Source organism: Pseudodesulfovibrio sp. zrk46, assembly GCF_012516435.1.
Taxonomy (GTDB): Bacteria; Desulfobacterota; Desulfovibrionia; order Desulfovibrionales; family Desulfovibrionaceae; genus Pseudodesulfovibrio.
Window position 1 is genome coordinate 3,950,336 of sequence record NZ_CP051216.1, and the last position, 26,682, is coordinate 3,977,017.

General features: G+C 53.9%; 28 protein-coding genes and 1 riboswitch. Of the genes, 20 read left to right on the top strand and 8 right to left on the bottom strand.

The genetic code is table 11. The features are described 5' to 3' along the window. Positions 1 to 8: 8 nt before the first annotated feature. The 7 genes from HFN16_RS18215 (at position 9) to HFN16_RS18245 (ending at position 6,176) form a co-directional block, all read left to right on the top strand. Positions 9 to 419, top strand: a complete 411-nt coding sequence (locus tag HFN16_RS18215; RefSeq protein WP_168892090.1) for a NifB/NifX family molybdenum-iron cluster-binding protein — start codon at positions 9 to 11, stop codon at positions 417 to 419. 224 nt (positions 420 to 643) lie between these two features. After that, complete coding sequence (locus tag HFN16_RS18220) at positions 644 to 1,285, top strand: HD domain-containing protein (protein WP_168892091.1); 642 nt, start codon at positions 644 to 646, stop codon at positions 1,283 to 1,285. Further along, entirely contained in the window at positions 1,251 to 2,165 is a 915-nt protein-coding gene (locus tag HFN16_RS18225) for a D-alanine--D-alanine ligase (protein WP_168892092.1), read from the top strand. The genes HFN16_RS18220 and HFN16_RS18225 overlap by 35 nt, the downstream gene beginning before the upstream one ends. A gap of 1 nt (position 2,166) precedes the next feature. After that, complete coding sequence (locus tag HFN16_RS18230) at positions 2,167 to 3,453, top strand: glycosyltransferase N-terminal domain-containing protein (RefSeq protein WP_168892093.1); 1,287 nt, start codon at positions 2,167 to 2,169, stop codon at positions 3,451 to 3,453. Between the two features lie 21 nt (positions 3,454 to 3,474). After that, positions 3,475 to 4,215 (top strand): 3-deoxy-manno-octulosonate cytidylyltransferase, encoded by a 741-nt coding sequence (kdsB, locus tag HFN16_RS18235; RefSeq protein WP_168892094.1) that lies wholly within the window; start codon positions 3,475 to 3,477, stop codon positions 4,213 to 4,215. Next, the gene (gene carA / locus HFN16_RS18240) at positions 4,215 to 5,339 is read left to right on the top strand and encodes a glutamine-hydrolyzing carbamoyl-phosphate synthase small subunit (protein WP_168892429.1); all 1,125 of its coding nucleotides are present in this window, start codon (positions 4,215 to 4,217) and stop codon (positions 5,337 to 5,339) included. The genes kdsB and carA overlap by 1 nt, the downstream gene beginning before the upstream one ends. Positions 5,340 to 5,375: 36 nt before the next feature. Beyond that, positions 5,376 to 6,176, top strand: a complete 801-nt coding sequence (locus HFN16_RS18245; protein WP_168892095.1) for a tetratricopeptide repeat protein — start codon at positions 5,376 to 5,378, stop codon at positions 6,174 to 6,176. Positions 6,177 to 6,475: 299 nt separating this feature from the next. Here HFN16_RS18245 and gmhB read toward each other — a convergent pair whose 3' ends face one another. The 6 genes from gmhB to HFN16_RS18275 form a co-directional block, all read right to left on the bottom strand. Further along, on the bottom strand, positions 6,476 to 7,012 hold the full coding sequence (gmhB, locus tag HFN16_RS18250; RefSeq protein ID WP_168892096.1) for a D-glycero-beta-D-manno-heptose 1,7-bisphosphate 7-phosphatase: 537 nt from the start codon (positions 7,010 to 7,012) through the stop codon (positions 6,476 to 6,478). Between the two features lie 2 nt (positions 7,013 to 7,014). Further along, positions 7,015 to 8,034: a 4-hydroxythreonine-4-phosphate dehydrogenase PdxA gene (gene pdxA, locus HFN16_RS18255; protein ID WP_168892097.1), complete on the bottom strand. Its 1,020-nt coding sequence runs from the start codon at positions 8,032 to 8,034 to the stop codon at positions 7,015 to 7,017. An 18-nt stretch (positions 8,035 to 8,052) separates the two neighbouring features. Next, positions 8,053 to 8,526, bottom strand: a complete 474-nt coding sequence (locus HFN16_RS18260; RefSeq protein WP_168892098.1) for an NUDIX hydrolase — start codon at positions 8,524 to 8,526, stop codon at positions 8,053 to 8,055. Between the two features lie 120 nt (positions 8,527 to 8,646). Next, complete coding sequence (locus tag HFN16_RS18265; RefSeq protein WP_168892099.1) at positions 8,647 to 10,116, bottom strand: hybrid sensor histidine kinase/response regulator; 1,470 nt, start codon at positions 10,114 to 10,116, stop codon at positions 8,647 to 8,649. A gap of 62 nt (positions 10,117 to 10,178) precedes the next feature. Then, on the bottom strand, positions 10,179 to 10,787 hold the full coding sequence (locus tag HFN16_RS18270; RefSeq protein ID WP_168892100.1) for an L-threonylcarbamoyladenylate synthase: 609 nt from the start codon (positions 10,785 to 10,787) through the stop codon (positions 10,179 to 10,181). Positions 10,788 to 10,900: 113 nt separating this feature from the next. Then, positions 10,901 to 11,491: a TrmH family RNA methyltransferase gene (locus HFN16_RS18275; RefSeq protein WP_168892101.1), complete on the bottom strand. Its 591-nt coding sequence runs from the start codon at positions 11,489 to 11,491 to the stop codon at positions 10,901 to 10,903. A gap of 307 nt (positions 11,492 to 11,798) precedes the next feature. Here HFN16_RS18275 and HFN16_RS18280 point away from each other — a divergent pair, with 307 nt between their 5' ends. The 9 genes from HFN16_RS18280 (at position 11,799) to HFN16_RS18320 (ending at position 20,225) form a co-directional block, all read left to right on the top strand. After that, the gene (locus HFN16_RS18280; protein ID WP_168892102.1) at positions 11,799 to 12,194 is read left to right on the top strand and encodes a response regulator; all 396 of its coding nucleotides are present in this window, start codon (positions 11,799 to 11,801) and stop codon (positions 12,192 to 12,194) included. Positions 12,195 to 12,202: 8 nt separating this feature from the next. Continuing rightward, on the top strand, positions 12,203 to 12,928 hold the full coding sequence (locus tag HFN16_RS18285; protein WP_168892103.1) for an Hpt domain-containing protein: 726 nt from the start codon (positions 12,203 to 12,205) through the stop codon (positions 12,926 to 12,928). 12 nt (positions 12,929 to 12,940) lie between these two features. Further along, on the top strand, positions 12,941 to 14,617 hold the full coding sequence (locus HFN16_RS18290) for a chemotaxis protein CheW (RefSeq protein WP_168892104.1): 1,677 nt from the start codon (positions 12,941 to 12,943) through the stop codon (positions 14,615 to 14,617). Between the two features lie 14 nt (positions 14,618 to 14,631). After that, positions 14,632 to 14,808, top strand: a riboswitch (cobalamin riboswitch). A gap of 126 nt (positions 14,809 to 14,934) precedes the next feature. Continuing rightward, a complete protein-coding gene (locus HFN16_RS18295; protein WP_168892105.1) occupies positions 14,935 to 15,921 on the top strand; it encodes a sirohydrochlorin cobaltochelatase in 987 nt (328 codons plus the stop codon). Between the two features lie 4 nt (positions 15,922 to 15,925). Beyond that, a complete protein-coding gene (locus tag HFN16_RS18300; protein WP_168892106.1) occupies positions 15,926 to 16,969 on the top strand; it encodes an iron ABC transporter permease in 1,044 nt (347 codons plus the stop codon). Further along, positions 16,962 to 17,741, top strand: coding sequence for an ABC transporter ATP-binding protein (locus HFN16_RS18305; protein WP_168892107.1), 780 nt, complete (start codon positions 16,962 to 16,964; stop codon positions 17,739 to 17,741). Before HFN16_RS18300 ends, HFN16_RS18305 begins: the two co-directional genes overlap by 8 nt. A gap of 8 nt (positions 17,742 to 17,749) precedes the next feature. Further along, positions 17,750 to 18,655, top strand: coding sequence for an ABC transporter substrate-binding protein (locus tag HFN16_RS18310; RefSeq protein ID WP_168892108.1), 906 nt, complete (start codon positions 17,750 to 17,752; stop codon positions 18,653 to 18,655). Positions 18,656 to 18,707: 52 nt separating this feature from the next. Continuing rightward, positions 18,708 to 19,421 (top strand): precorrin-2 C(20)-methyltransferase, encoded by a 714-nt coding sequence (gene cobI / locus HFN16_RS18315; RefSeq protein WP_168892109.1) that lies wholly within the window; start codon positions 18,708 to 18,710, stop codon positions 19,419 to 19,421. Continuing rightward, entirely contained in the window at positions 19,422 to 20,225 is an 804-nt protein-coding gene (locus HFN16_RS18320) for a sirohydrochlorin cobaltochelatase (protein WP_168892110.1), read from the top strand. A 78-nt stretch (positions 20,226 to 20,303) separates the two neighbouring features. On the opposite strand, the gene HFN16_RS18325 is transcribed toward HFN16_RS18320, so the two are convergent. Further along, the gene (locus HFN16_RS18325; protein ID WP_168892111.1) at positions 20,304 to 20,705 is read right to left on the bottom strand and encodes a PilZ domain-containing protein; all 402 of its coding nucleotides are present in this window, start codon (positions 20,703 to 20,705) and stop codon (positions 20,304 to 20,306) included. Between the two features lie 117 nt (positions 20,706 to 20,822). On the opposite strand from HFN16_RS18325, the gene HFN16_RS18330 reads away from it, so the two are divergent. The 4 genes from HFN16_RS18330 (at position 20,823) to lipA (ending at position 25,061) form a co-directional block, all read left to right on the top strand. Further along, entirely contained in the window at positions 20,823 to 22,370 is a 1,548-nt protein-coding gene (locus HFN16_RS18330) for an ASKHA domain-containing protein (RefSeq protein ID WP_168892112.1), read from the top strand. Next, a complete protein-coding gene (locus HFN16_RS18335; RefSeq protein ID WP_168892113.1) occupies positions 22,360 to 23,490 on the top strand; it encodes a small ribosomal subunit Rsm22 family protein in 1,131 nt (376 codons plus the stop codon). Before HFN16_RS18330 ends, HFN16_RS18335 begins: the two co-directional genes overlap by 11 nt. A gap of 112 nt (positions 23,491 to 23,602) precedes the next feature. Then, positions 23,603 to 24,244, top strand: a complete 642-nt coding sequence (gene lipB, locus HFN16_RS18340; RefSeq protein ID WP_168892114.1) for a lipoyl(octanoyl) transferase LipB — start codon at positions 23,603 to 23,605, stop codon at positions 24,242 to 24,244. Continuing rightward, entirely contained in the window at positions 24,192 to 25,061 is an 870-nt protein-coding gene (gene lipA / locus HFN16_RS18345) for a lipoyl synthase (protein WP_168892115.1), read from the top strand. Before lipB ends, lipA begins: the two co-directional genes overlap by 53 nt. A 77-nt stretch (positions 25,062 to 25,138) precedes the next feature. On the opposite strand, the gene HFN16_RS18350 is transcribed toward lipA, so the two are convergent. Continuing rightward, positions 25,139 to 26,464, bottom strand: coding sequence for an amino acid permease (locus HFN16_RS18350; protein WP_168892116.1), 1,326 nt, complete (start codon positions 26,462 to 26,464; stop codon positions 25,139 to 25,141). Positions 26,465 to 26,682: the final 218 nt, after the last annotated feature.

The following is a 26,682-nucleotide window of genomic DNA, read 5'->3' on the forward strand; positions in this document are numbered from 1 at the left end:
AGTCAGACATGGATACCATTGTCGCTATTCCCTCTGCAATGCCCGGCGGTCTCGAAGCCGGTGTGGACGCCCACTTCGGCCACTGCGCCATCTACACTCTGGTGGAGATCGCCGGCGGTGAAATCAAGGAAGTAAAAACCCTGCCTGCCATCCCCCACGAACAGGGCGGCTGCATGGCTCCGGTTAATTACCTTGCTCAAAATGAAGTAAAGACCTTGATCTCCGGTGGCATGGGCTTCCGTCCGCTTCAGGGCTTCAATCAAGTAGGCATCGACGTATACCACGGCTCTGGTGCCCCCACTGTCGGTCAGGCTGTTGAAGCACTGATCCATGACAGCCTGCCCCGCTTCGCCATGGAGCACACCTGCGGCGGCGGTGCTGACCACAGTCACGAACACGGCGGCTGCGGCAATCACTAAATCACATATGGACAGGTAAGGGATGCGACCCCGGCCAGCGACTCGTTGTTGGCCGGGGCTTTTATTTGCACAAGATATGAACCAGCACACTAAACCTGATTTAGCCCACTTATTCTGATCAAAACCCGTATGCCATCGCTTTATTTTTCCCAGACATGCTGGTAAGCAATGAAATGGTGGCTACGATGATGCAGCCAGCAAGACAGAGCCGTTTCACACACCGCATGAGCAGCAAAGAAACACCTGAAATTCTTGAAGAGCAATTTCGCTCCCCATTACCAGCACCAATGCCGGTCGTTGTCGACCCGTCTTGGGACGTTCCAGATGATGCTCGGTGTGCAGTATACTGGGAACAGTTCGCCATGCTGGACCACATCGCAGCCCACAGTCGAAAAGTGGCACAAGTAGCGACTTTCCTGGCACAAAAGGCCGAAGAAATCGGCATGAATGTAGACGTGCCTACAGTACGCGCATCGGCACTGCTTCACGACATTGCCAAGACCTACTGCATTCGCCACGGCGGCAATCATAGCCAGCTGGGCGGCGGATGGGTGGCTGAACTCACTAACAATCCTGCCATTGCCAGCGGTGTTACCCACCATGTTTTCTGGCCTTTCGAGATGGACGTCGCCAATTATTTCATGCCCATGGCCGTTATTTATGCGGACAAGCGTGTGCGCCACGACACCATCGTCACCATCGAATCCCGTTTCGATGACCTTATTGAACGCTACGGCGTTAACGACTACATCCGCTCTCGCATCGAGATCACCAAGGCACAGGGCCTGAGGCTCGAGCAAATGATGAGCGACACCATAGGGGTAGACCTGAATGAATGTGATTTTGATAGCGGGCGGCTGGTCTGACGAACGCGAGGTTTCTCTCTCCGGAGCCAAGAAAATCCGAGAGGCCCTCATTGAGCTGGGCCACGACGTCACTTTTTTCGACCCCGCCGATGATTTCAAGAACCTCCTGTCCATCGCCAAGAAAGCTGACTTTGCCTTCATCAACTTACACGGAACGCCCGGCGAGGACGGCCTGATTCAGGCTGTGCTCGACAAGGCAGACTGTCCCTATCAGGGTGCTGGAGCCGCTGCCTCCTATCTGGCCCTGAACAAGGCAGCATCCAAAGAAGTCTTTGAAGACAAGGGGATCAAGACACCCAAATGGCAGCTTGTGACACCTGTTCAGGGGCGTGAAACAGCGCTGGAACTGGAACTCCCGGTTTTTGTCAAGCCCAACAAAGGCGGTTCCAGTCTGGGTATGTCGCTGGTGAAAAAAGCCGAAGACTTTCCTGCTGCACTGGATAAGGTGTTCGCCATGTGCCAATCCGCACTCGTGGAAGAGTTTATCCCCGGCGTGGAGTTAACCTGTGGCATCCTCGATGGCGCCCCGCTTCCGCTGGTAATGATCACTCCCAAAGCCGACTCCGACTTTTTCGATTACGAAAACAAATACGCTGCAGATGGCGCCGAAGAGATTTGCCCTGCTCCTGTGGACGACTCTGTCACCACTTCCATTCAGGCGCAGATGATCGTTGCTCACGACGCGCTGGGCCTGACCGGATACAGTCGTGGCGATTTCATCATGACAGAGTCCGGCGACACCTATCTGCTTGAAGTCAACACGCTGCCCGGCATGACGCCCACCAGTCTGCTGCCTCGTGCAGCCAAGGCAATCGGCTTATCCTTCTCCGACCTGATCGCCAAACTTATTGAAGTAGGTATGAAAGAGAGGAAAAACTAAGATGAGCCAGTTTGCCATCAAATCGGCTCTGGCCGTCTACAGTGTGGCATGGAAGGCCGCTCTCCCTCTCCTCAAACTCAATCATCGCTTAAAGGAAGGCTGGGAACAACGCACTCTCGCCGACGGCATGCCCGCACAGGCTCATCTGTGGATACAGGCAGCCAGTGGTGGCGAGGCCTATCTTGCCTGGGAAGTACTCAAGAATCTCAAGCTTCAGTTTGACCAAACCCTGCGTGTACTGGTCACTACCAACACCCGACAGGGCTATGACACCCTGTGCCGCGCCGCCAAAGAGATTAACGAAAGCCGTCAGGGCATTGCAGTGCAGCCATGGTATTTTCCGTTTGACTCTCCTGCCATCATGCAACGCATGGTCGCCTATGTGCGCCCCACCGCTGCCCTGATTCTGGAGACGGAAATCTGGCCCGGCTTCTTGAACGCCTGTAAGAAGCAAGGCGTGCGAGTTCTGCTTGCCAACGGACGCATGACCACCAAAAGTCTTGGTGGGTATCTTTCCTGGCCAGAACTGTTTCGGACACTCGGTCCTGAAAAAGTCATGGCCGTGTCCAAGACCGACGGTCGCCGTTTTGGAACCCTGTTTGGCCGTGACCGTGTTTGGGTCATGCCCAACATCAAGTTCGACCGCATGGCAGGAGCTGGCCCCATGGCCCGCAAGGACAACCCTCTCAAGGATCTGATCCCGACGCGCTCCGATTTTGTAGTCTTCGGCTCAGTTCGCAAGCAGGAAACCACACCGGTCAAGAAAATCGCCCGGGCTTTGGTCAGATACCGTACCAAGGCCATCATTGGTGTTTTCCCCCGGCACATGCATCACGTCCCTATATGGGGCAAAGCACTGGACTCTGCGGGCCTCACATGGACCCTTCGTTCAGAGATGACTGGTCCGGCAAAACCCGGCACCGCTATTTTGTGGGACACTTTCGGCGAATTAGTTCCGGCCTACGGATTGGCCAAAGCAGCCTTCGTAGGAGGCTCGCTGGCACCGTTGGGCGGACAGAACTTTCTGGAGCCGCTCACCTGCGGGGTCACCCCTGTTACCGGCCCACATTGGACTAATTTCGCTTGGGTTGGCAGGGACATAATTGATGAAGGCATTGCCCATGAGGGCGAAGATGCCGAGCACGTGCTCAATCTTCTGATCGACATCCTGGACAACACCAAGCCACGCAAGGAAGTAGTCAAGGAAGCCAAGGCGTATATCAGGGACCGTCAGGGCGGCGCGAAAGCCGTGTCTAAACAGGTTGCCGAATTCCTCAATAAAGTTTAACAAGCCACAGCGCACAAGACGATGAGCAAATTCCCCGAGTGTCATGGAATCATTCCCGCGAGATACGAATCCTCGCGTTTTCCGGGCAAGCCCCTGGCTGAAATCATGGGCAAGCCCATGTTCTGGCACGTCTACGACCGGGCAAAAAAATGTCCGCAAATGTCCAGTGTTACACTGGCTACAGACGACCAGCGCATCTTCGACGCTGCCCAAGCGCACGGCGTGCCGGTGGTCATGACCGCCAGCGATCACCAGAGCGGTACAGACCGTGTTCTGGAGGCCGCACGCAAGCTCGACATTGACTCGGACGCAGTCGTGGTTAACATCCAAGGTGATGAACCATGCCTGGAACCGGACATGCTCACCGACCTGCTGACGCCGTTTGAAAACTGCAGGGTCCATGTGGCCACACTGGCAACGGCCATAGGATATGAGGACGCCCAGTCACCGGATCGCGTTAAAGTGGTTCGAGCAAAGAACGGACGAGCCCTCTACTTCTCTCGCTCGTTGGTTCCCTTTGACCGCGACGAGAAGGTCCACGGATTCCTGCTGCACATAGGGCTTTACGCATTCCGCATGGAAGCGCTCATGCGATTCGGCGAGCTCGATCCCAGCCCACTCGAACAACGAGAAAAGCTGGAGCAACTTCGTCTGCTTGAAGACGGTATTGATATTTACGTGACTGAAACGAGGCACACCTGTCACGGCGTAGACAGGCCTGAAGACCTCGAAAAAGCGAAGACCATTTTGGAGAGAGAGTGATGAAAGCTATCCTGGCCCTTGAAGACGGCACCATATTCAAAGGCAAAAGCTTCACCGGCAACGGCGAAGCGAGCGGCGAGGTTATCTTCAACACCGGCATGACCGGTTATCAGGAGATCCTCACCGACCCGTCCTACACCGGGCAGATGGTCACAATGACCTACCCCCTCATCGGAAACTACGGCGTGAACCCTGAGGACGTAGAGTCTCACAAAGTTCAGGTTGGAGGTTTCATCGTTAAGGAATGCTGCAAGAACCCCAGCAACTGGCGCTCTACCATTCCGCTGCCTGAATACCTGACCGAGATCGGCGTCATGGGCATCGAAGGCATCGACACCCGTGCCCTGACTCGCCATCTGCGCATCCACGGCGCACAGCGCGGTTACATGGCTACCGGTGATGTAGATCCTGCCGAACTGGTGAAGAAGGCCCAATCCATCGAGAACATGGAAGGCCTCAACCTTGCCGACCGTGTTTCCTGCGAGAAGCCTTACATATGGAATGGCAAGGATCGCGAGTTCATCGACGATCTCAAGAATTTTTCCTGGAAAGGCACTGGCCCGAAACTGGCCGTGTACGACTTCGGTATCAAGTGGAACATCCTGCGCCTCATGGCGGCCGAAGGATTTGACATGCTCGTCGTGCCTTCCCACTTCACCGCTGCTCAGATACGCGAGCTCGGACCCGATGCAATTTTCCTCTCCAATGGTCCCGGCGACCCGGCAGCTGTCACTACTGCCGTAGAAGCTACCAAGGATCTGTACGAGGACTTCCCCATCGCAGGCATCTGCCTCGGCCACCAGATTCTTGGCTTGGCAATGGGCGGCAAAACCTTCAAGCTGAAGTTTGGCCACCACGGCTGCAACCACCCTGTCATGGACCTCGGCACTGAAAAGATCGAGATATCTTCCCAGAACCACGGTTTTTGTGTAGATATCGAGGGGTTGAATTTTCTCGAACCCACGCATATTAATTTAAATGACAAAACCTTGGAAGGTTTTCGCCACAAAGAAAAACCGCTGCTGGCCATCCAGCACCATCCCGAGGCCGGCCCCGGCCCTCACGACAGCCAGTACTTTTTTGCACGCTTCCGTGAGATGGTGAAAGAGGCCACCGGCAAATAAGCATAGCGCATCGACGTCTGACAAGAGCGGGTACACATGTCCAATCAGCTGATAAGTTCACGTAAGAAACTCAATACCGTCACGACAATGCTCAAGAAGGGCAAGTACATGGCCGCCGTACAGGCAATCCATGACGGGTTAATTCTTTTCTTGAAAAACCCGGTTATGAAGGGAGAGAGAGACGAGTTTGAAGAGCTGATTTTCAAGGTTACTCAGAGTCTCAACAACGACAAGAAGATTCGCGAAGTATACCCGCTCATCATCAGCTACACCCCGGGCGAAGAACGGGCACTGCTTGATGCAATGCGGGAACTCCTGCAGGAACTGCAAAAGGCTCTTAACCAGTCTGTACAGAATGATGCACAGGCTTTGATAGCCCGTAAGCAGGAAGAGCTGGACAAGGGTCAGGAACACCTCGACAACCAGAATTGGGATGAAGCCAAGGACGTTTTCGACCAATTGGTCAAAGACTTTGGCGGCGACACCGATCTCAAAGCGGACATTGCGGACCGCTACCTCAATGCAGGACGTTACAAAGAAGCATTCCATATGCTTGACGACGCCCTCAAGGATGATCCCAACGCCATCCATCTGTACAACCGTATCGGCATGGTTCTGCGCAAGATGCAGGACTTTGACACTGCCGAGAAGTACTACCTCAAGGCGTTAACCCTGACCTCAGAAGACGAGTATCTCCACTACAATGTTGGGCGACTGTACTATGACTGGAAAAAATGGGCCAAGATGGCTCAGTCTGCGCAGAATGCTCTGAACATCAACCCCGACTTCAACGAAGCGGCCAAGATGCTCAAATTCGCCCAAAAGAAAATGGCGTAACTTCCCATACACACATCAAAATCACAAAGGCGGCCACTGGCCGCCTTTGTTTTATCCTTTACAGCATATTTCATACTTGTTAGGTCGATTTTTTGCCAAAGGGAGGAAGCGACGATGAATTACTGGACAGAACTTGGATGGATGGCATTTCCCATGACCGCAATCGAGGTCGGGTTCACCGCCATTATGTGCTTTGGTGCTCACATCCTCGACAAGCGTAACAAACGCTAACATTCGCCATTAAAAAAAAGCCGGACTTCGCAGCAAGTCCGGCTTTTTTTGTTTGTCAAAATTCAAAGCTACAAGTTGGCAATGATCTCGGCAGCCCCTCGCAAGTCATCAGTCACATGGTCGGCGATATCCTTGCATCGTTCTTCATGCTTGGCACCTTTACCTGTCCGAACCAGTATCGTGATGCTACCTGAATTCTTACCAACGCCCATGTCTGCTTCCTTGTCCCCGATCATCACAGCATCAGCAGGCTCAAACCCGTGCTCAGCTGCAGCCTGATTCATGAGTCCGGTCGCAGGCTTCCGACAATCACATTCATCCTCAGGGGTATGAGGGCAATAATAAATGCCATCAAAAGTAATGCCGTGGGGAGCCAACAGTTCTTCCATCCGGCCGTTGCAGGCGTTGACCGAAGCATCGTCGTAATAACCGCGCCCCACACCGCTCTGATTGGTGAGAACCAACAATCGGTAGCCAAGCTCCTGCATACGCTTGAGGCCATCCACGGCCCCAGGCAGCAATTCAACACCATCAGGATCATGCAAATAGTGCTTGTCGTAAATGATGGTGCCGTCCCGATCGAGCAAAATATACTTGTCCGCCATGGCTATCGCGCCTCCACCAGTCGACGAGCCATATCCAGCGCAGCCTGAAAACTCTTGATGGACGCCCTGCCGGTGCCCACCAGATCATATCCGGTGCCGTGATCAGGCGATGTGCGAGGACACGGCAGACCAAGAGTCACATTCACAGCCTCGCTGAAATGCAGTAGCTTGAGGGGGCCGAGACCTTGATCATGGTACATAGCCAACACTGCCGGATAATCGCCTTTGGCTGCGAAGTGGAACAATGTATCCGCTGGAATGGGTCCGGCGACCTTCAGCCCTTCTTCTTTGGCTGCTTCAATGGCTGGGGAGATAGTCTTGATCTCCTCATCACCAATGCGGCCAGACTCTCCAGCATGCGGGTTCAATCCACAGACTGCGATCTCCCCGTCCAGCTTCATGGCACGCACGAAATCAGCGGTCAGCCGCAAACAGTGCAAGATACGCTGACGAGTCACCAATCCGGGAACATCCTTGAGACGGGGGTGCGTCGTTACCAAGCTCACACGCAGTTTGGGCGATTCGTGGTTGTGAGGATCGTGACCACACAGATGCATGCACACCTTGTCTGCCCCTACGCCCAATTTCTCAGCCAAGAATTCAGTATGTCCCGGGAACTTATAGCCAGCCTTCTGAAGCATGGCCTTATTCAGCGGACAAGTAACGAGACCGTCAGCCACACCACTGTTCAGCAGCGATACGGCATCATCCAGACTTGCTCCGGCGGCCAACCCGCCTTCAACAACGGCTTTGCCCGGAGGAAAGCCTAGTCTCGACAATTCCGGAGGTTCGAAAAGATAGATACCAGCGCCTTTGCCCTGTAATTCATCGAGTGAATCAAGTTTTTCATGGAACTGAGGCACGCCGTAACGATTCAACTCGCGCTTCAAGGCCACCTCAGGCCCGATGATTATCAACCGCTCATTGGCACGAGGTGTTTCATCGGCAAAATGACGCACCACAAGTTCTGGGCCCAACCCGCACGGATCGCCAAGGGTCATACAAAGGGTTTTCAGGGACATAACCTGCAATCAACCTTATTATTTTGCGTTCAAACGACCATAGGTCATCATAAAATCATTCAATATATCGCCGTGATCAAAAGCCAATTCCGGCCACTCGTTCAACGGGAACACCTTTACTTTACCCGCATCATCGCCCGCCTGAAGCTTGGCGATATCACGAGGCACACCAGTATACACTACGCTCATAGTGTGCTGACGAGGATCACGCTTCGGATCAGAGTAGACATTGAGTAATCCAGTCAAGACTACATCCAACCCGGTTTCTTCTTTCATCTCACGCACAGCAGCATGTTCGCAGGTTTCACCTGCGTCCACGAAACCTCCGGGCAACGCCCAGCCATACGGCGGATTCAGTCGCTCAATCAGCACCACTCCATCACCCTCCGGAGTTCCGTCAGGGACGAGAATCACGACGTCTACCGTCGGTGTGGGGTTGTGGTATCTTACTATCTCGCCGCCGCAATGAGGGCATGGTTCCTTGACTTCCACGCTGCACACTCCTGTGTCTGTAAAATCATAACCGTCCGGACAGCAAATGCCACGGGTACAAAGTGGAATCCTTGTACCTGATGTCGCCCCAAAGGCCAAACACTATGAAGGGAAAAGCAATCAATCAAGAGGCAGGGTAAAACAAAATGATGAGCCTTGACCGTAGACGCTCTCAACCCAGACACGACCGCCATGGGCTTCAACGATCTTCTTGACGATAGGCAGCCCCAATCCGGTGCTCGACTCACCAGCAGTTGGTTTCACGCTGGTCTTCTTAAAATTCTGAAAAAGCAATTCTTCCTCACCCGGAGGGATTCCCTGACCATTGTCGCATACGCAGACCTTGGCATGCCCGTCTTCCATCCCGAGGGTCACTTCGATCTTCGAATTATGAGGTGAGAACTTAATGGCATTGGTCAACAAATTGTCCATGACCTGTCCCATCCGACGATAGTCAAAGGCAAAATTCGGAACCTCTTCCACTGTAGAACCAATGGAGGTGGACTTACGTGAGGCGGCGAGAGAATGAATACGGCATCGTTCAGCCAACATATCGGCCAGAGCGGCTTCTCCCTTGAGCAGCTTGAGATTACCGGACTCAATAACTGAAATATCAAGCAGATCATTAACAAGTGAATTCATATGCTTGTTAGCTGAATGAATGTAGCTGATCATTTCGCGCTGTTCTTCGTTGATGGGACCGCACATATCCTCCAACAACATTTCCGAAAGCCCGTGAATGCCATTGATGGGGCTACGCAAATCATGAGCGGCCATCCCTAGAAACTGATTCTTGACCTTATCAGCATCCTTGAGAGCACGGATCGTCTCAAGAACATCAACATTATGATTCACTCGCGAATAAAACTCCTCTGCTTCAAAAGGCTTCGACAGGAAGTCATTCACGCCTGTCTTGAAAAAACGGGCAGCAAGAGAAGGGTCCCCAGCTGTTGAGATCGCAATAACAATCATCTCGGCCTTGCTATGAAGTTCTCTCAACTTCCTGGTCAAAGCCACACCGTCCATCCCAGGTAACTGGTAATCCGTGATTACCACAGTATATTCATCATTCTTCTCGATCTCCGCCAATGCACCTTCGGCATCGACGACATCAGCTACCTGAAACATCTGCTTATGAAGAAGCGATGAGAGATGAAAACGGAAGGAACCGGAGTCGTCCACCACCAGCACTTTGATATCCCTGTTTCGGGATAGGCGCTTAACATAATCAATAACATTCTCGACAGCACGAGCGTCCTTGACCACATAGTCGATGATGTCCTTGGACATCATTCGCTTACGAGTTTCCTCGGAAAAATCGGATGTAAACACGATGGTAGGAACCATGCGAGCACAGAAAAGATCTACTATTTCCCCTTCTGTTGCGTCAGGGAGGTAGAGATCGACTATGGAGAGAAATATATTACGGCTATTCTGCTTCAGATATGCATCAGCATCAGCGTATGAAGAGACAACATCAACATCATAGCCAAGCTGACTTTCGATGCAACGCTTGAGCTCTCGATAGACAACTTTGCTGTCTTCGACAATGAGAATTCGTGGAGCCAAAGGCTCATCCGATACTGCCACAGGCATTCCCCCTTTTCGAGGAGACTACCATGTCACTCAAACGGGAAAAACCCCGTTATTTTCTATTTGGCGAGAGTTACGGAAAAGCCCTTGTCGCAGAGCATTTTCACGGTAACGGCCCCTTCACGGATGACTTCCAGACGATTGAAGCTTTTGACACGAACTACCGTGGAAGGCTTGCCACCCTTGGGCCACGGCGGATCCAAGTAGGTCGCTCCCACCTGCTCAAGCAAGTCAGAATCCAGATCCTCAGGCAAAGCTACCGGAGGTTTGCCGCTCAAATTGGCGCTTGTTGCAACGATAGGCTTTTTCATACGACGGGACAGTTCTGCCGCAAAGGGATGCCCGCTCCAACGTACAGAGGTGTAGCCTTCCTCATCAGATAAAACAGAAGGCAGTTCGGGAAGAGCTTTCACCAGTATGGAGAGGGGGCCGGGCCAAAAGGATTTGGCCAGCTCGGACAACATGGAAGGCTGCTCTTGTGTGACCAGCTTCAGCATGTCTATTCCACCGACAATCATGGGAAGCGGTTTTGACCCCGGTCTTCCTTTTATGTCGATAATCTTCTGACAAGCGGCCTCGCTGGTCGCATCGCAACCGAGGGCGTACAGGGTTTCGGTCGGGTAGACGACGGCTTCACCGTCGTTCATTGCTTTGATCAAGTCGTGCAAGTTTCCTCCCTTGCGAGCGTCAATCCACTGTAAAAGCCTGCAAACCTATTTGGACGATTATGTAGCCCCGAACAAGCCGTCTTTCAATTAAAAAATCACGCTAGAGCGAAAATTTATCGTTCGTACCACTCTGCACGAAGTTGCGCCAACTCTTCTTCGCTGAAAGAAGGCTGGTCATACATACCAGCACGCTGCCGCTGTGTGGAAGCTTCGTAGAGAATGATTGCCGCGGCAACGGACACATTGAAGCTCTGCACCATGCCGAACATGGGGATATAAATTTCATCCGTCACCAACTCGGCTATTTCCGGCGCAGTGCCGTTGTGCTCGTTGCTCAAGATAATGGATGTGGGCTTGGTGAAATCGAAATCATGAACAGGTCGTGCGGTCGCGGAAAAACCGGTCCGAAGGATCTGCCCACCTCCCGCTTTCAACTGATCGACCATGGCAGCAGGATCAATGTGACGGGTTCGGCGAATCCATTTCTTTGCAGAGGCGGAACTCTTCTTGCCTAGATCCGGCCACTGTGAAGTGGTGTAATAAAGATGAACATCGGATACTCCGAACGCATCACAACTGCGCAAAACAGCCGAAACGTTGTGCGGATCCCAAATGTTATCCATGACCAGAGAAAGGTCTTTCTGCCTCTGATCCAAAACGGCATCGATTTTCTTTTTTCTTTTTTCTGTAATGGTGCGTGACATGGGAGGCTTGGTACCTGATTCCCATATGGTTTAGCAAGCCTTGGCCTCTCACCGATTTCCCAGAAGGCTCTCTCAGAAGAAAACACCACATCATTATGGAATTGCTAGTTTTTTACAAAAACGCATCCAATTATCGAGATTTATGTAACATTCTGCGCAAATAACATGCTATGAGAAAGGATATTCATTGAAGCTACTACCCACCCATTCAGAGGCATTATATTTTTCAATCAACATATTGACAAAATTTCCGATTACATAAGAATAGGAAGTGCAGTCAGCAATACTGAGATAGACGGGGGAATGAATGCGAGCGCTCATAGTCGAAGATGAATTTTTAAGCAGAAAGATACTTCGGTCATTCTTGATGACGCTGTTTGAAGTGGACATTGTGGTCAACGGTCGCGAAGCAGTTGAAGCATTCAAGCTGGCTCACACCGAAGGCAAGCCCTACGATCTTATCCTCATGGACATCATGATGCCGGAAGTTGACGGGGTGGAAGCACTCAGCAAAATCCGCAAGATGGAAGCCGAGGAATCCCTTAAACCAAGAGCAAAAGTTATCATGACAACGGCTCTCGATGATCCTCAGACAGTACTCAAGTCATTTTATGACGGAGAAGCTTCTGCGTACATCGTCAAGCCAGTCGCCAAGGACAAGTTGTACAAAGAACTCGAAAAACTCGGACTTTTGAATAAGTAGGACAGCTCATGAGCGACGATCCGATGGTTGAAGAGTTCTTCTCTGAGCTCAACGACAAATACTATCCTCAGGTCATGGAAGGACTGGAGATGCTCGAGGGAGACGACCTCGCTGAGAGTATTGAAATCCTTGCACGCCCCCTGCACACCATCAAGGGTGTAACAGGGTTCATGCCTGGCTTTGAACCTGCGTCGCATTTTACTCACAAGATCGAGGACTTCCTGAAAAAAGTTCAGGCTGGAGAAGTAGAGGCAACTTCAAGCAATGTCGTCCTCCTCTCCCGCGGTGTAAACATGATTTTTCAGGTGCTTGAGCAGTTGCGCGACGGCATCGACGACGATGAGGAACAGAATGAGATCCTCGACCTCATCAAGGAAGCCTCCAGTGTTGGACAAGATGAGTCGCAAAGTGTTGGCGCGGGTGTTTCCGTTGAGAATCGAGATGGCGTGACCATCCTCAGGGTCAAGGACCCACGGGTACATTTGGACACCCAGTTCAAACCTATCATGGGCGCAATCATGACGGTTGAGCCGGGAGACAAAATTCTTATCGATCTCACGGAAGTGCTGACCTTCGGCTCCACCGCCTGGGCAGCTGTGGCCAGCATGGGCACCACATTCAAGATTGCAGCGTGCAACCTTACCCCCGATACGAAACAAACTCTCTACGGCTGGGGCTTTGATGCCACCATTGCCGTATACCCTGACGAAGACACTTATTTCACGACGCAGTAAACAGGAGATTCCATGCAGGACAATATCATCCAGTGCATCGAAGAAATCGAGAAACAGATTCTCGACGTGGCAGCTACCGGACAGGACGCCGGGAGTGCTGTGGATGCGCTTGGGCTGTCACACATGAAGATCTCCAGCGCGGCCGTCATCGCGGTCCTCGACATGCTGACCGACGGCATCACGCCGGTAAACGACGACATTATCACCGCCATGCTGGGCATATGCGAAGCCCAGAAGCGTTTTCTCTTCGCTCTCAGCGGCCAGTTGGAAACCGGCACTTCCTCCATGGGCATTGTTGAATCCAAGCCCGCTCCCGAAGTAATTATTGAATCCGAGGAAGATGCTGCCAAGGCTTTCGATGATTCCCCCACTGCAACGGCAGAAGAACCAGAGGAAGCAGCAGAGCCTGTCGAAGAAAAGAAAGCCGAGCCGGAGAAAAAGCCTGCTGCCAAGGGCAAGCAGGAGAAGCCCGCACAACAGCAGGCCATTTCATCCATCCGCGTACCTACAGACCGACTGGACCGCGTTATCGAGCTGGTCGGAAAGCTCATGGTCACTTACGCTGTCATCGCTCAGGGAGGCACCTCCAACCTGAGTCAGGTGGCTTCTTCACTGCGCGAACTGGACAACGTCATCAGCCGACTCCAGAAGGAAGTTGATGCCATCAGACTGGTGCCGCTCAAACAGATTTTCATGCCCATGCACCGTTTGGTGAAGAGCCTCAGCCAAAAGATCGGCAAGAAGCTCGAATTCATCGTGCGTGGCGATGAACTGGCACTCGACAAGACCATTGTGGAAAGCCTTAACGAGCCACTTGTCCACCTCTTACGCAACGCTGTTGACCACGGTCTTGAGACGACGGAAGGCCGCGTGGAAGCGGGCAAGTCCGAGACGGGTAACGTCACCCTTTCCGCATGGCGCAAGGGCGACAGCGCATTCATTCAGGTACAGGACGATGGTCGCGGTCTCGACCCCGATCGCATCCTTGCCAAGGCTCTCGAAAAAGGCATCGCCGAAGAAGGGCAGGAATACAATACCGAGGAAATCCTCCAGTTCGTGCTTCAGTCCGGATTCTCTACCGCTGAGAAGATCACCGATGTCTCCGGGCGAGGCGTTGGCATGGATGCAGTGGTCAACGCCATCCGTGTCACCCTTGATGGCGACATCACTATTGATAGCGAGCTCGGCAAGGGCGCCAAGTTCACCATCTCCATTCCCTTGGATCGCTCGGCCAACGAGGGTATTGTTGACGCTCTGGTCTGCAAGGTGGGCGGCGACACATACATCGTTCCCAGCCGCGACGTTGTCGAAATCTACATGCCGCGCAAGAACGAAGTAGTGGAACTGCCCGATGGACGAGAGACCGTAGACGTGCGTGGCGAAGTTCATTCGCTGCTCAGACTGGCCGATCTCCTAGACCTGGTACCGCTGGTAACGGACATCGAAATGGCTCAGGCCATCGTGGTTCGCGTAGGCGAATACAAGGCCGCCATTCTGGTGGACGAAGTGCTCCGCCAGCAGCAGGTGGTCATCACCGGCTTCACCGTACCAGTTGAAGAGATCTTCGAGGTGCCCATTCTCGGTTACGGCATGATGGGTGAGTCCGATGCTCTGGTCATCGATACAGAGGAAATGCTTCAGAATTTCCAGGCGCGAGTGCACATGGAAAACAAAGAAGCCTTGACGTAAAGGCCTTACAGGACATAATACGTTCCTCCTCAGGTGTTTTGAACTTGATAGGGAATCCCGTGAGACTCGGGAGCGGACCCGCCGCCGTGACGTTCCGATGAACTGCTTTCAATATGCCACTGGGATTATTCCTGGGAAGGCGAAAGTGGGAGGAACCAGCCGGAAGACCTGCCTGGGACGTAATTGGTTTGCCGCGGTGGTACGTGGGCTTACCGCCACTGGCATAGAAGGGAAAAAACGGTTCCCCTTCCTCGAAAACGTTGAGGAAGGGGATTTTTTATTTCCCTCAACCGCCCTTCTTCCCTTTTGGAGGAAGCATGAAACTCTTTTGCAAAGGCGCAAATATTGCGCTGCTATTCGCCCTGACCTTGATGCTGGCCGCTCCGGCAATGGCTGGGCACCACAAGAAAGGTCCTACCAAGAAAGCCATCGTTTTGGCGGCCTTTGGAACGTCCTATCCCCAGGCTCTCAATTCCATCTTGAACATTAAGTCCAAGGTTGAGAAGGCCAACCCGGGCGTGCCTGTTAAGCTCGCGTTCACCTCTGACATCATCCGCGGAATCTGGCAGAAACGCCAGAATGACACGGCCTGGCAGAAGGCCAATGCGGGAGTTCCCAAGGAGATTCTGTACGTAAAGAATCCTTTGGCAACCATCGCAAACCTGCAGAACGAAGGCTATGAGGATATCGCTGTTCAGTCTCTGCATATCTTCGCGGGTGAAGAGTTTGCCGATCTGGAAAGCCTGATGATAGGCCTCCGCTCCATTCGTGCTCTCAAGGCCAGATTCGTTCCCTTCAAACGCATGCGCCTTGGTCGTCCCGCGCTGGGCATGCCCGGTGACGTATACCCCTATCTGGATGACATCGCCGCTGGCGTTGCTGCCCTCAAGGGTGACGTAGAGGAAGCCAAAAAGATGGACGCGGCTCTTGTCTACATGGGCCACGGCAACGATTTCTACTCCACCGGCATCTACGCTGAACTTCAGCGCGAAATGCAGGTTACCTACAAGTACCCCATTTTCGTGGGCTGCGTGGAAGGTTTCCCCAATTTCAATGACCTGCTGGCAGCCCTCAAACTGTCCGGCAAAAAGAACATCCTCATGAAACCCTTCATGGTAGTTGCTGGTGACCACGCCTCCAACGACATGGCTGGCGACGAGGACGATTCGTGGAAGGTCATGCTGACCAAGGCCGGCTACAAGGTAAAGACCGAGCTGCGCGGCCTCGGGTCTCTGGACGCATGGGCCGACCTCTACGTGAAACACCTCAAGGACGCTCAGTCCCAGACTCACATGCTGCCGTAAGACTATGACCACTGCTCTCCGCACACATACCCGCTCCGGTCTCATGATCGTCATGCTTGCCCTGTTTCTGGGCATCTCCCTGATCCTGGCCACCGGCATGGGCTATATCGCCATTGCACCGGGAGACGTCCTCGTCATCCTGTGTGATGCCGTGCGGGGGGCGGTGAATTCAATAGACCCACTCTACCAGAGCGTCGTGCTTGAAGTTCGCCTGCCCCGTATCCTCACCTCTGCCGCTGTAGGTTTCGGTCTCGCCGTGTCTGGTGCAGTGTTCCAAGGCTTGTTGCTCAACCCTCTGGCCGATCCATTCACCCTCGGCGTTTCTTCAGGAGCAGCTTTCGGAGCGGCTCTCGCCCTGCTCCTCGGCTTGACCTTCCTGGGACCGACCACTCTTTGCCTTATGGCATTCCTTGGTGCGATCCTCACCTTACTGGCAGTAATCGCCATGTCTGGTCGTGATGGTGAATTCGCCCCGACAAACCTTATCCTTTCCGGCGTCATTGTCTCAGCCATACTGTCGGCAGGCATCAGCTTCATAAAATACATGGCAGACGAACGGGTTGCTGCCATCGTATTCTGGCTCATGGGCAGCTTCGTTTCCCGCACTTGGCTTGACGCTACGCTAACCGGCGTCACCGCCCTACTCGGTTTTTGCCTTTGCCTCTATTTTTCCCGTGACCTGAACATCATGTCGCTCGGTGCGCGTTCGGCCCGCAGCCTCGGCGTGGACACCGGACGGGTTCGCCTAGTTCTGTTGCTCACCGCCTCCCTCATCAGCGCGGTCTGCGTTTCCGTCTCCGGCATCATCGGCTTTGTCGGTCTGATCATTCCGCATCTCATGCGTTTTGTGGTCGGCCCCGACAATCGCTGGCTTTTGCCTGCATCCGGTCTTGGCGGTGCCATTCTCCTTCTACTGGCCGACACGCTCACACGCGCAGTGCTGCCCAACGAGGTACCAATCGGCGTACTCACCGCCCTCATAGGCGGCCCGGTCTTCTGTTGGATTTTCACCCGCACCCGCACCCGCAGTGGGAGGCGTTATGACTAGCGTCACCTATACTCTGGACAACCTGAGTTTCGACTATGGCGGTACAGAAGTATTGCGCAATCTGAATCACGTATTCGAGCCGGGATTGGTCCACGCCGTTGTCGGGCCCAACGGTAGCGGCAAATCCACACTGCTTTCGCTGTTGGCAGGCCACCATTCACCGGTCTTCGGCCAGGCGCTTGTCAACGACAGCAACGTAACTGCACTTTCTCCCAAACAGCAGGCAACCCTTTGCGCCATGGTACCGCAAGAGTTCCGATTCAACTTTCCCTTCTCGGTTTTCGATGCCGTGCTCATGGGACGCCATCCACACATCCCACGCTTTTCCCGGCCATCTGACGAAGACATTACCGCGGCCCACGCAGCCATGATCACCATGGACATCGCCCATCTTTCCGCACGCCCCCTGTCCGAGCTTTCAGGGGGTGAAAAGCAGCGTACGGTGTTTGCCCGTGCATTGGCACAATCCACACCGGGACTCTTGCTTGACGAGCCCACATCAAGTATGGACATCCGACACGCGCTGGCCGCCATGACCGAACTGCGTCGACTGGCCCGCAAGGATAATCGCACGATCATCGCCGTGCTCCACGATCTCAATCTGGCCGCCAGTTACTGCGACCGCGTTCTCATCTTCAAGGACGGCCGGATTCACGCCCACGGTACTCCCGGAAACGCACTGACGCCCGAGACTATCCGCGACGTATTTGGCGTCACGGCACAGGTCATGCGTGATTCGTCCAACTCTCTTGTTATTACATACGTACCATAGGATTTATTGTGAAAAAGCTCTTCTACACACTCCTCTTCCTGCTCCTGTTCGCAACATCCGCTCGCGCGGAACAGATGGCCGATGACGTCGGCACGACCTTCTTCTTCGAGAAGCCCTACACCCGCATCATTTCTCTCTATGCAGCTCACACAGAGAATCTTTTCAATCTTGGCCTCGATACCGAAATCATTGGTGTGAGCAAAACAGAAGACTACCCCTATCAGGCATTGAACAAACCCCGGTTCTCCACTCATGATGGCGTTGAAAAGTTCCTTGCAGCCAAGCCTGATCTCGTCCTGATTCGCCCCATGCAATTCCGTGGTTATCCCGGCCTTTGGAACGCCTTAAAAAAACACGGCATCCGTGTTCTGGCACTTCAACCCAACACCATTGATGAAATGTACAAATACTGGCGCAAGCTGGGACGACTCACCGGCCGGGAACTTCAGGCCGAAAGAATGATCGGAGAATTCAAGGAAGGTATCGAGACGGCCCTGCAGCGCATCGACACAATCCCCATGAACGAACGTCCGTGGGTCTTTTTCGAATCAATCCACAAGAAATTTGCTACGTTTTCCCCCGGCTCCATGCCTATCTTTGTCATGAAGACAGCCGGAGGTCGTAATATTGCCGCTGACGCCAAACCGCGCCACGGCACCAACATCGCCTCTTACGGTCTGGAGCGTATGCTTCACAAGGCCGCCAAGATTGATGTGTATCTGGCCCAATACGGCGCAATGAATCAGGTTGAAGTACGCCGTATAATGAACGGCCCTGCCGCCTCACGAATCAAAGCAGTACGTGATCGCAACGTCTTCCTGGTGGATGAGCACCTCGTGTCCCGCCCTACCATGCGACTGCTTGAGGGCATTAACGCTGTCCATCGCTTGCTGCATCCGGGCGGAAATCATTAATCCGTCCCACATCAACGAATATTGTTTTCAAATCATTTAAAGGAACCCATCAGTGACTCAGACAGGCATTCTCTACGGCATCGGCGTCGGCCCCGGCGATCCAGATCTTCTCACCCTCAAAGCCGTCAAGGCGTTGGGTGAAGTAGACGTCATCTTTGCCGCCGCATCCACCAAGAACGATTATTCCACGGCCTATGCCATTGCCGAGCCGCATCTGAAAAAAGGCGTTCGCGTCGAGCACCTTGGCTTCCCTATGACCAAGGACCAGGATGAGTTGGAAGCAGCATGGAAGAAGAACGCTGACATCGTCTCCAAGGTGCTGAACGCGGGAGAAAACGCCGCTTTCCTGACTTTGGGAGATCCGCTGACTTACTCCACTTACGGCTACCTCCAGCGTACACTCCTGAAAATGGACCCCAGCTTTCATCTGCAAGCCATTCCGGGGATCACCTCCTTTCAGGCTGCCGCTTCCAAAATCGGTCTGATCATGACCGAATCCAAGGAATCCCTGCTCATCACATCGGGCGTAGCCGATCCCGAAGAGTTGGAACGTCAGCTTGACGTGGCCGACAACGCTGTTATCCTAAAGGCCTACAAAAACTTCGAAGATATCCGCGCCACGCTGGAGAAGCTGCGCCTTGACGACAAGACCGTGTTGGTCTCCCGTCTCGGCATGGAAGGCGAGTCCATCCTCATGGACATCAAGGACGCCCCCAAGACCCCGCACTACTTTTCTCTGGCACTGGTCAAAAAGAATAAGAGATAAATGAAAACAGCCATCGTCCTCGCTGCCTTCGGTTCACGGCACAAGAATTCCCAGGCCTCCATCAATCACATCACCGAACGTGTGAAGGAAACCCATCCTGACGTTCCGGTGCGTGTCGCCTATACCTCTAAGATCATTCGCGGCCATATGGAAAAAGCAGGCGAGACTATAGATTCTGTCCCACAGGCATTGGATAAGCTGCTGGCAGAAGGCGTGACACACGTTGCCATCCAGTCACTCCACCTTGTTCCCGGCAAAGAGTTTCACGAACTCCTGCGACTGGCCAACGAATACATGCTCAAAGACGACGGTTTCAACCGCGTAGAGATTGGATTCCCCCTCGTTTCCGGCGAGACTGACATTGAGCCGGTGGCCGAGGCCATCCTCTCCATCGGTCTTGAAGGTAAAGGCGATCACGACGCGGTCCTTTTCATGGGCCACGGCACGCGCCAGCTCGACGGCAGCGTGTATTACGAAGCGCTTCACCATGCATTCCAGGAGCGAGACAAGACCGTACACATGGGCGTCATGGAACATCAGGAGGAATCCGGCATTGATGTCATGATCCAGCGTTTTAAGAAGGACGGCGTCAAAAAGGCATACCTGCTGCCCTTCCTGTTCGGTTCAGGCTGGCACGCTGCCCGTGATATGGTTGGTGAACACGACACCAGTTGGCGATCCCGTCTCGAGGCCGAAGGCATCGAGTGTGAAGCTGTTCTCAAAGGGGCAGGAGAATATGACCGCCTTGTCTGCTTCTGGCTCTCACATCTGAACGACGCCCTCAAGCGCCTTTCCCGCTGCTAGATTCTTTCGAGTTACAAGACAATAAAAGGGGCTGCATCTCAATCGATGCAGCCCCTTTTGTTTCAATTCGGTTAGGCCCTAAAAATTGAAAGTATAATCCGAAGTATCCTTGTTGCCTTTGCGTACTTCGGCCTGGCGCTTCTGCTCGTCCAAAACAATACGGTGAACAGTATCAGCCTGTCTGCGATCAAGGTCGAAGAAGGTGAGCCCAGTAAAGGCTGGTGCGGCCCGAACAACTCGTGCTTTCAAATTCGATGCGACCATCTTCCCGTTTGCAAAGAGGTGGATTGTCAACGACTGTCCTTCACGCTTTCCGATAGGACAACCAATCCCCACGCCAGAGGGACTCAAATCCTTGGCCACGTACACGGCCGGTCGACCATCTATCTTTACATGCAGTCCATCGATTTTAGCGCGATAGGCCTGCCTGTCGCCTTCGGACTTCTTTCCAAAACTAATCTTGAACGGATTCTTAACCATATCTCCGGAACTCCCGGCACGGAAGCTAGCAGGCACCATCCAATTTGCCAAGGCTCCAGTTGATCATTTACAGCCCCGTAACCATGAGCTAGTCTCCCGGCATCAAGGGAGAATCACGTGAGCATCTTCGTTACCACACACGATGGCACCCGCCTTGCCCTGGAACATTCTCCGGGAGACACTCTGGCGAAAACCATATTTCTGAGCCGACTCTGGCACGGCGTTCCTCTTTGTTCCGGCCTGGGCAAATGCGGTTTCTGTCGCGTTCGCTACCTCTCTGATGCACCGGACTATAACCGGGACGAATTGAAGAAGCTCGGCCAGGAAGCGGTGGATCAAGGCTGGAGACTTTCCTGCCTGCATCCATCCGAGCCGTGTAAGATCGAAATCCCCGAACCGCTCCGCAGCAAACGCAACGTCCATGCGCAGGCAGCTCTGACCGGAGATTTTGCCCTGGCTGTGGACTTGGGCACGACTTCCATCCACTGGGCCGCACTTGTGGACGGCGAAGTAGCCGTCACGGGCAACGAGCTCAACCCACAGACCGGGTTGGGCAGCGAAGTCATGTCCAGACTGGCTGCAGCCTCTACTGCTGAAGGCCGCTTTGTTCTTCGTGCTTTGCTGGTGGATCATATCACCAGAGTCTGCCAAACCGTTGGCATCAATATGCAGGGCCAATGTAACGCCCTTGCCATCTCTGGCAACTCGGCCATGACATACCTCCTGCTTGGCAAGAAGCCCGATGACCTTGCCTCGGCTCCTTACACGCTCTCCTACACTGGCGGCGATGAGAAAAAACTCGGCCCCAGTTTGCCGCCCGCATATATTCCGCCCCTGCTCGCCCCCTTTGTTGGGGCCGATATCAGCGCCGGGTTGGTTGCCATCGAATATGGCGAAGAGCCTGAATATCCTTTTCTTCTGGCAGACCTTGGTACCAACGGCGAGTTCATACTCGCACTATCCCCCGAAGAGCGCATCTGTGCCAGCGTTCCCATGGGCCCTGCCCTTGAGGGCGTTGGTCTCTCCTTTGGCCGTACGGCCGGACCGGGAGCTATTACTGGCTTCAGGTTGACTCCCAAAGGTCTTGAGATGGAATTTTACGACAGGTCCGGCACTACTCCTGCCGGCATGTCAGGGACTGGATATCTGTCTCTCACGTCCGCCCTGCTTTCCCACGGTGTGCTTGACGAATCCGGCCGCTTCGGGCAGGGAAGCACTCCGTTGGCCACCAAATTGGCTGCCAGCGTGACAACCATTGCAGACGAGCCAGCTTTTGCCCTACCCCATGGACTATTCCTGCCCGCTTCGGATGTGGAAGAAATTCTCAAGGTCAAGGCCGCTTTCAACCTCGCCATGTCAGAATTGCTCAAACACGCAGGCATTGGCCCGGCAGGACTGGCACGAATATACATTGCAGGCGCATTGGGCGAACATGTCCGACTCGGAGATCTCGAAACCATCGGTTTCCTGCCTCCCGGCACACGTTCCAAAACCGTCAAGGCAGGCAACACGTCGCTCAAAGGCACGGCGTTGCTTCTCACCGACCCGGCGGCGCGCGACTTCGCCCACAAGCTGCCCCACACCATCACCGCGCTGGACCTGACCTCGGACGAGGCCTTCGGCGACCGGTATCTCAAAAGGATGCGATTCACCTATGTCGATTGATAGGCTTTTCCCCAATATTACTGAGGCCAACGAGGCTGAGCTGGAACGCTTCGGCGCGATCCTCAAGAAAGTATGGCCCCTCAAGGGACGTCACCGCGAACATCTCAAATACGATATCCGCGACATGTCTCGCGCTCTCACCTCTGAGCGTTCTGAACGCAAAGCCGAGTATATGAGCGATGCGAAGTTCCTGTCGCCCTATCTCACATATTTTCTGCCATGGAATCTCTACCGCATGTCCCGCCTTTTTACCGGGCTGGAACTCGATATCCCTGACGGCAGCGAAGTGGTCGACCTCGGGTCTGGCCCGCTCACGGCAGTCATCGCCCTCTGGATGTCCCGTCCTCACTTGCGTGACCGCAAACTCAATTTCACGTGCATGGACCGTGCGCCCAAGTCGCTGCAAGCTGGGCTGAAACTATTCAAGGAGCTCGCAGGAGAAGACACTCCATGGCGCGTCCGCACGGTAAAAGCCAATTTCATGGACCGCATCAACCGCAAGGCAGACCTCCTCATTGCGGCCAATGCATTCAACGAACTGGATTGGTCTGGCCGTGTCGCACGTCCGCAAGCCGACAAACTGACCAAGCACATGGTCAACTCTGTCAAGGAGACCGGACGAATTCTCCTCATTGAGACAGGCGTCCGCCTTACCGGCCGCATCATTTCAGAACTACGCGTTCAGATGCTTGAAAGCGGCTTCAAGCCCATTGCACCTTGTCCCCACGTTGAAGAATGCCCCATGCCGGCGCTTGGAAAAGGCATGCCATGGTGCCACTTCAACTTCTCGGTCAAGGGTGCTCCCAAGTGGCTCGGCTTGCTCTCCTCTGAAGCCCGCCTTGAAAAAGACGGCGTAACCATGAATTTCCTCTACCTTTCCCGCAAGGGAAGTAAAAACTGGGGTGCTGTCCGCACCATTTCCGAACCCTTCCGTCTGCATGGCGGTCAGGGACAGTACGCATGTTCACACAAAGGCCTCACTCTCGTTGATTACGGGGAGAAACAGCGCCCGCTGTTCCCCGGCCAGTTGATCACCCAAGAATGGCCTGCCAATCCGAAGATCGACTTCAAGTCCAAGGCAGTGATCTTGCCGTACAGAGGAAAAGAGGAAAAGAAATAATAGGGATACCGCTTCGTGGTGTTGCAAGGTGATTTGCCTCCGGCGGCCAAAGCCCCGCGCCTCGGATCCCATATATGCGCCTTCGGCGCACAGTTCATATTGAAAGAGTCCAATGAATATTATTGATCTTGGTCTAATTGACTACAAGGAAGCCGAGGCGCTCCAATTAGAGACGCTCAAGGCTGTCACGGCTGGCGAGAAGGAAAATACGGTTTACGTGCTGGAGCATCCCAAGGTAATCACGTTGGGACGTCAGGGCGGGGCAGAAAATCTCCATGTTGATTCAGCCTTTCTGGATGCACAGGGGATCACTCTTGCTCAAACCACCCGCGGCGGCAACATCACCTGCCATTTTCCCGGTCAGTTGGTGGCCTACCCTATCTGGCGCGTTGAAAAACGTCCCGGCGGCATGAAGAAGTTTTTCCACGACATGGAAGAAGCCGTCATCCAGACCTGCGCCCACTTTGGTGTGGAGACCATGCGCCGCCCCGGCCATCCGGGCGTCTGGGTGGACGAGTCGCGTAAAATATGTTCCATGGGCATCGGCGTGAAGCGGTGGGTCACCTATCACGGTCTGGCCCTCAACGTGGGACGCGACGTCAGCCTGTTTCAAATGATCACCCTCTGCGGCATCCAGGGAGCGACGCCCACGTCTATCTCCGAGGAAGCCGGTAAAGATATCGACATGAAGGAAGCAAAAGATGTCTTCGCAAACGAATTCCGAAAAGCCTTTGCGGATTCCGCCGTGGCTTAGGATCAAGCTGCCCAAATCCGAAAATTTTTCCTGCACAACCGGTCTGATTGACGACCTGAAACTCAACACCGTCTGTCAGTCTGCCAAGTGCCCCAACAAATGGGAGTGCTTCTCCAAGAACGTGGCGACCTTCCTCATCATGGGCCGCAACTGTTCCCGCAACTGCGCCTTCTGCAACATCGCGCCCGGAACCATGGAACCTCTCGACGCGGACGAACCGGCTCGTGTGGCTGAAGCCGCCAAGCGTCTTGAGCTCAAGCACGTAGTCATCACTTCTGTCACCCGCGACGATATCCCGGACGGCGGCGCAGCCCATTTCGCGGCCACCATCAATGCTGTCCGCGAAGCCATGCCCGAATGCACCATCGAAGTACTCATCCCCGATTTTCAGGGAGACGAAGATACTCTCAAGGTCGTGCTCGACGCGCGCCCAAACATCCTCAATCACAATCTGGAAACCGTGCCTGATCTGTACGACACCATCCGCCCTCAGGCCGATTACAGGCAGAGCCTGGAGCTCCTGGCCCGGGCTAAAAAGTACGCGCCCGAGATTCCCACCAAGAGCGGTATCATGGTCGGTCTCGGCGAGACTGATGAACAGATCATGCCTGTCCTCGACGATCTTGCAGCCATCGATTGCGACATTGTCACCATCGGCCAGTACATGCAGCCCACCCGCCAGCATCCACTGGTCAAACGCTACGTCGAACCCGAAGTCTTCGAGACATATGCCGAGGAAGGCAAGAAGCGCGGCATTAAGAACATGTTCAGCGCCCCACTAGTCAGATCCAGCTACAACGCCGCCCAGTTTATCTAGGCTTTGATCAACTCCGACAAAAAAAGCCCGGCTCCCCAATGGAGCCGGGCTTTTTTATTGCCATATCCGAATCGAAGTTACTTCTTCGAGCTGTTCATGAGGGCGACGCCCGCACCTGCGATGATCAAGGTGACCACCACGAAAGTGATGAACATGTCCTTCTGGCTCGCACCCCAAATGATGTAGAGAGAACCACAAGCAGCGAGCGCGGGAGCGACAAAACGCCCGATGACGCCGAGGTCGGTGAAAGTTCTCATAACCCACAGGTAGATGGAGAGGTAAATCACGTACAGGAACGCGATCGGCAGTTCGGAAACATCCATGAAACCGCCCCACCAGCCGTTGAAGTTGCCGTACCATACCATCAGCCAGAAAGCGGACAGAACATAGCCCAGCAGAGCGGAATGGGTGGTAGAGTTGGTCTTGGGATTGACGCGCTTGAACAGGCTTGCACAGGGCCCCATGTCACGAGAGGCGATGGAGAACATGCCGCGTGCAGAACCCATGATCAGGCCGTTCAGGGTACCCAGACAGGAAATGATAACGAACACGGTCAGCAGCGTGCCTGCAGCGTTACCGAAGACCATGCCCATGACCTGAACAGGAGCAGCGTCACCAGCGGCAAGCACCTCGTCGTTAGTCAGAACGCCGGAGATACCGAGGTAGTACGCCATGTAGATGACGGCCACGGCAAGAGTACCGACAACGAGCGCGCGAGGAAGAGTACGCTTGGCGTCCTTCAACTCCGCATTGATGACGGTAGCAATGATCCAACCTTCATAAGCGAACGCGGTGGACAGGGTGGCCACGGCCAAACCACCGCCGCTGCCAGCCACGGTCTGTGCGCTCTGCATGAAGTTCTGCATGGTCTGGCCACTGGTCATACCGGCAATGCCACCCACAACGGCGACAAGTGCCAACGGGATCAGCTTGATAACGGTAGAGGTTACCTGCCATTTGCCGGCCAGAACCGGAGAGAAATAGTTCAGCAGAAAGAAGAGAGTCATGTACACGACAGAGATGGGCCAAACGCCGGATTCCCAACCGAGCAAGCCCTGCGTGTAGTTTGCGGAGACCCAGGCGAGGACTGCCACGAGGGTCGGGTAGTAAATAAAGGTAAGGAACCAGGCAACCATGTACCCGGCCTTTTCGCCGTAAGCGGTTTCGAAGTAATCAACAACACCGTTCACGCGCTCGATGCGGGTGGCGATGTTAGAAAAGACGTACGCCGTGACGATCATGATACAGCCACCGATCAGCCAGGCAGTAAGAGCCGTAGTCAGACTTCCGCCGGACGCTTTGAGTACGTCGTCCGCCTTAAAGAAGACACCAGACCCGATGACGATACCCACGACCATGGCCGTGGCTGTCCAAAAGCCATACTTTTTTTGAAGGTTATCCATTATTCCATCCATCCCCTTAATGTTAGTATCCGGTTCTCCCGGTAATTAATGCGGAGAATACATGAATAATGTTTCCGTTTTTGTCAACAATTCTGTAAAAAAGAGAACTTTCTCCACTCATAAGGTCCGAAAAAACAAGAAATACGGTTTCAAACCGTAAAAAAGGGTAAAACAGAACAATTGCCTGCAACCAAGTGTCGTATTTTTGGTTGCACCCC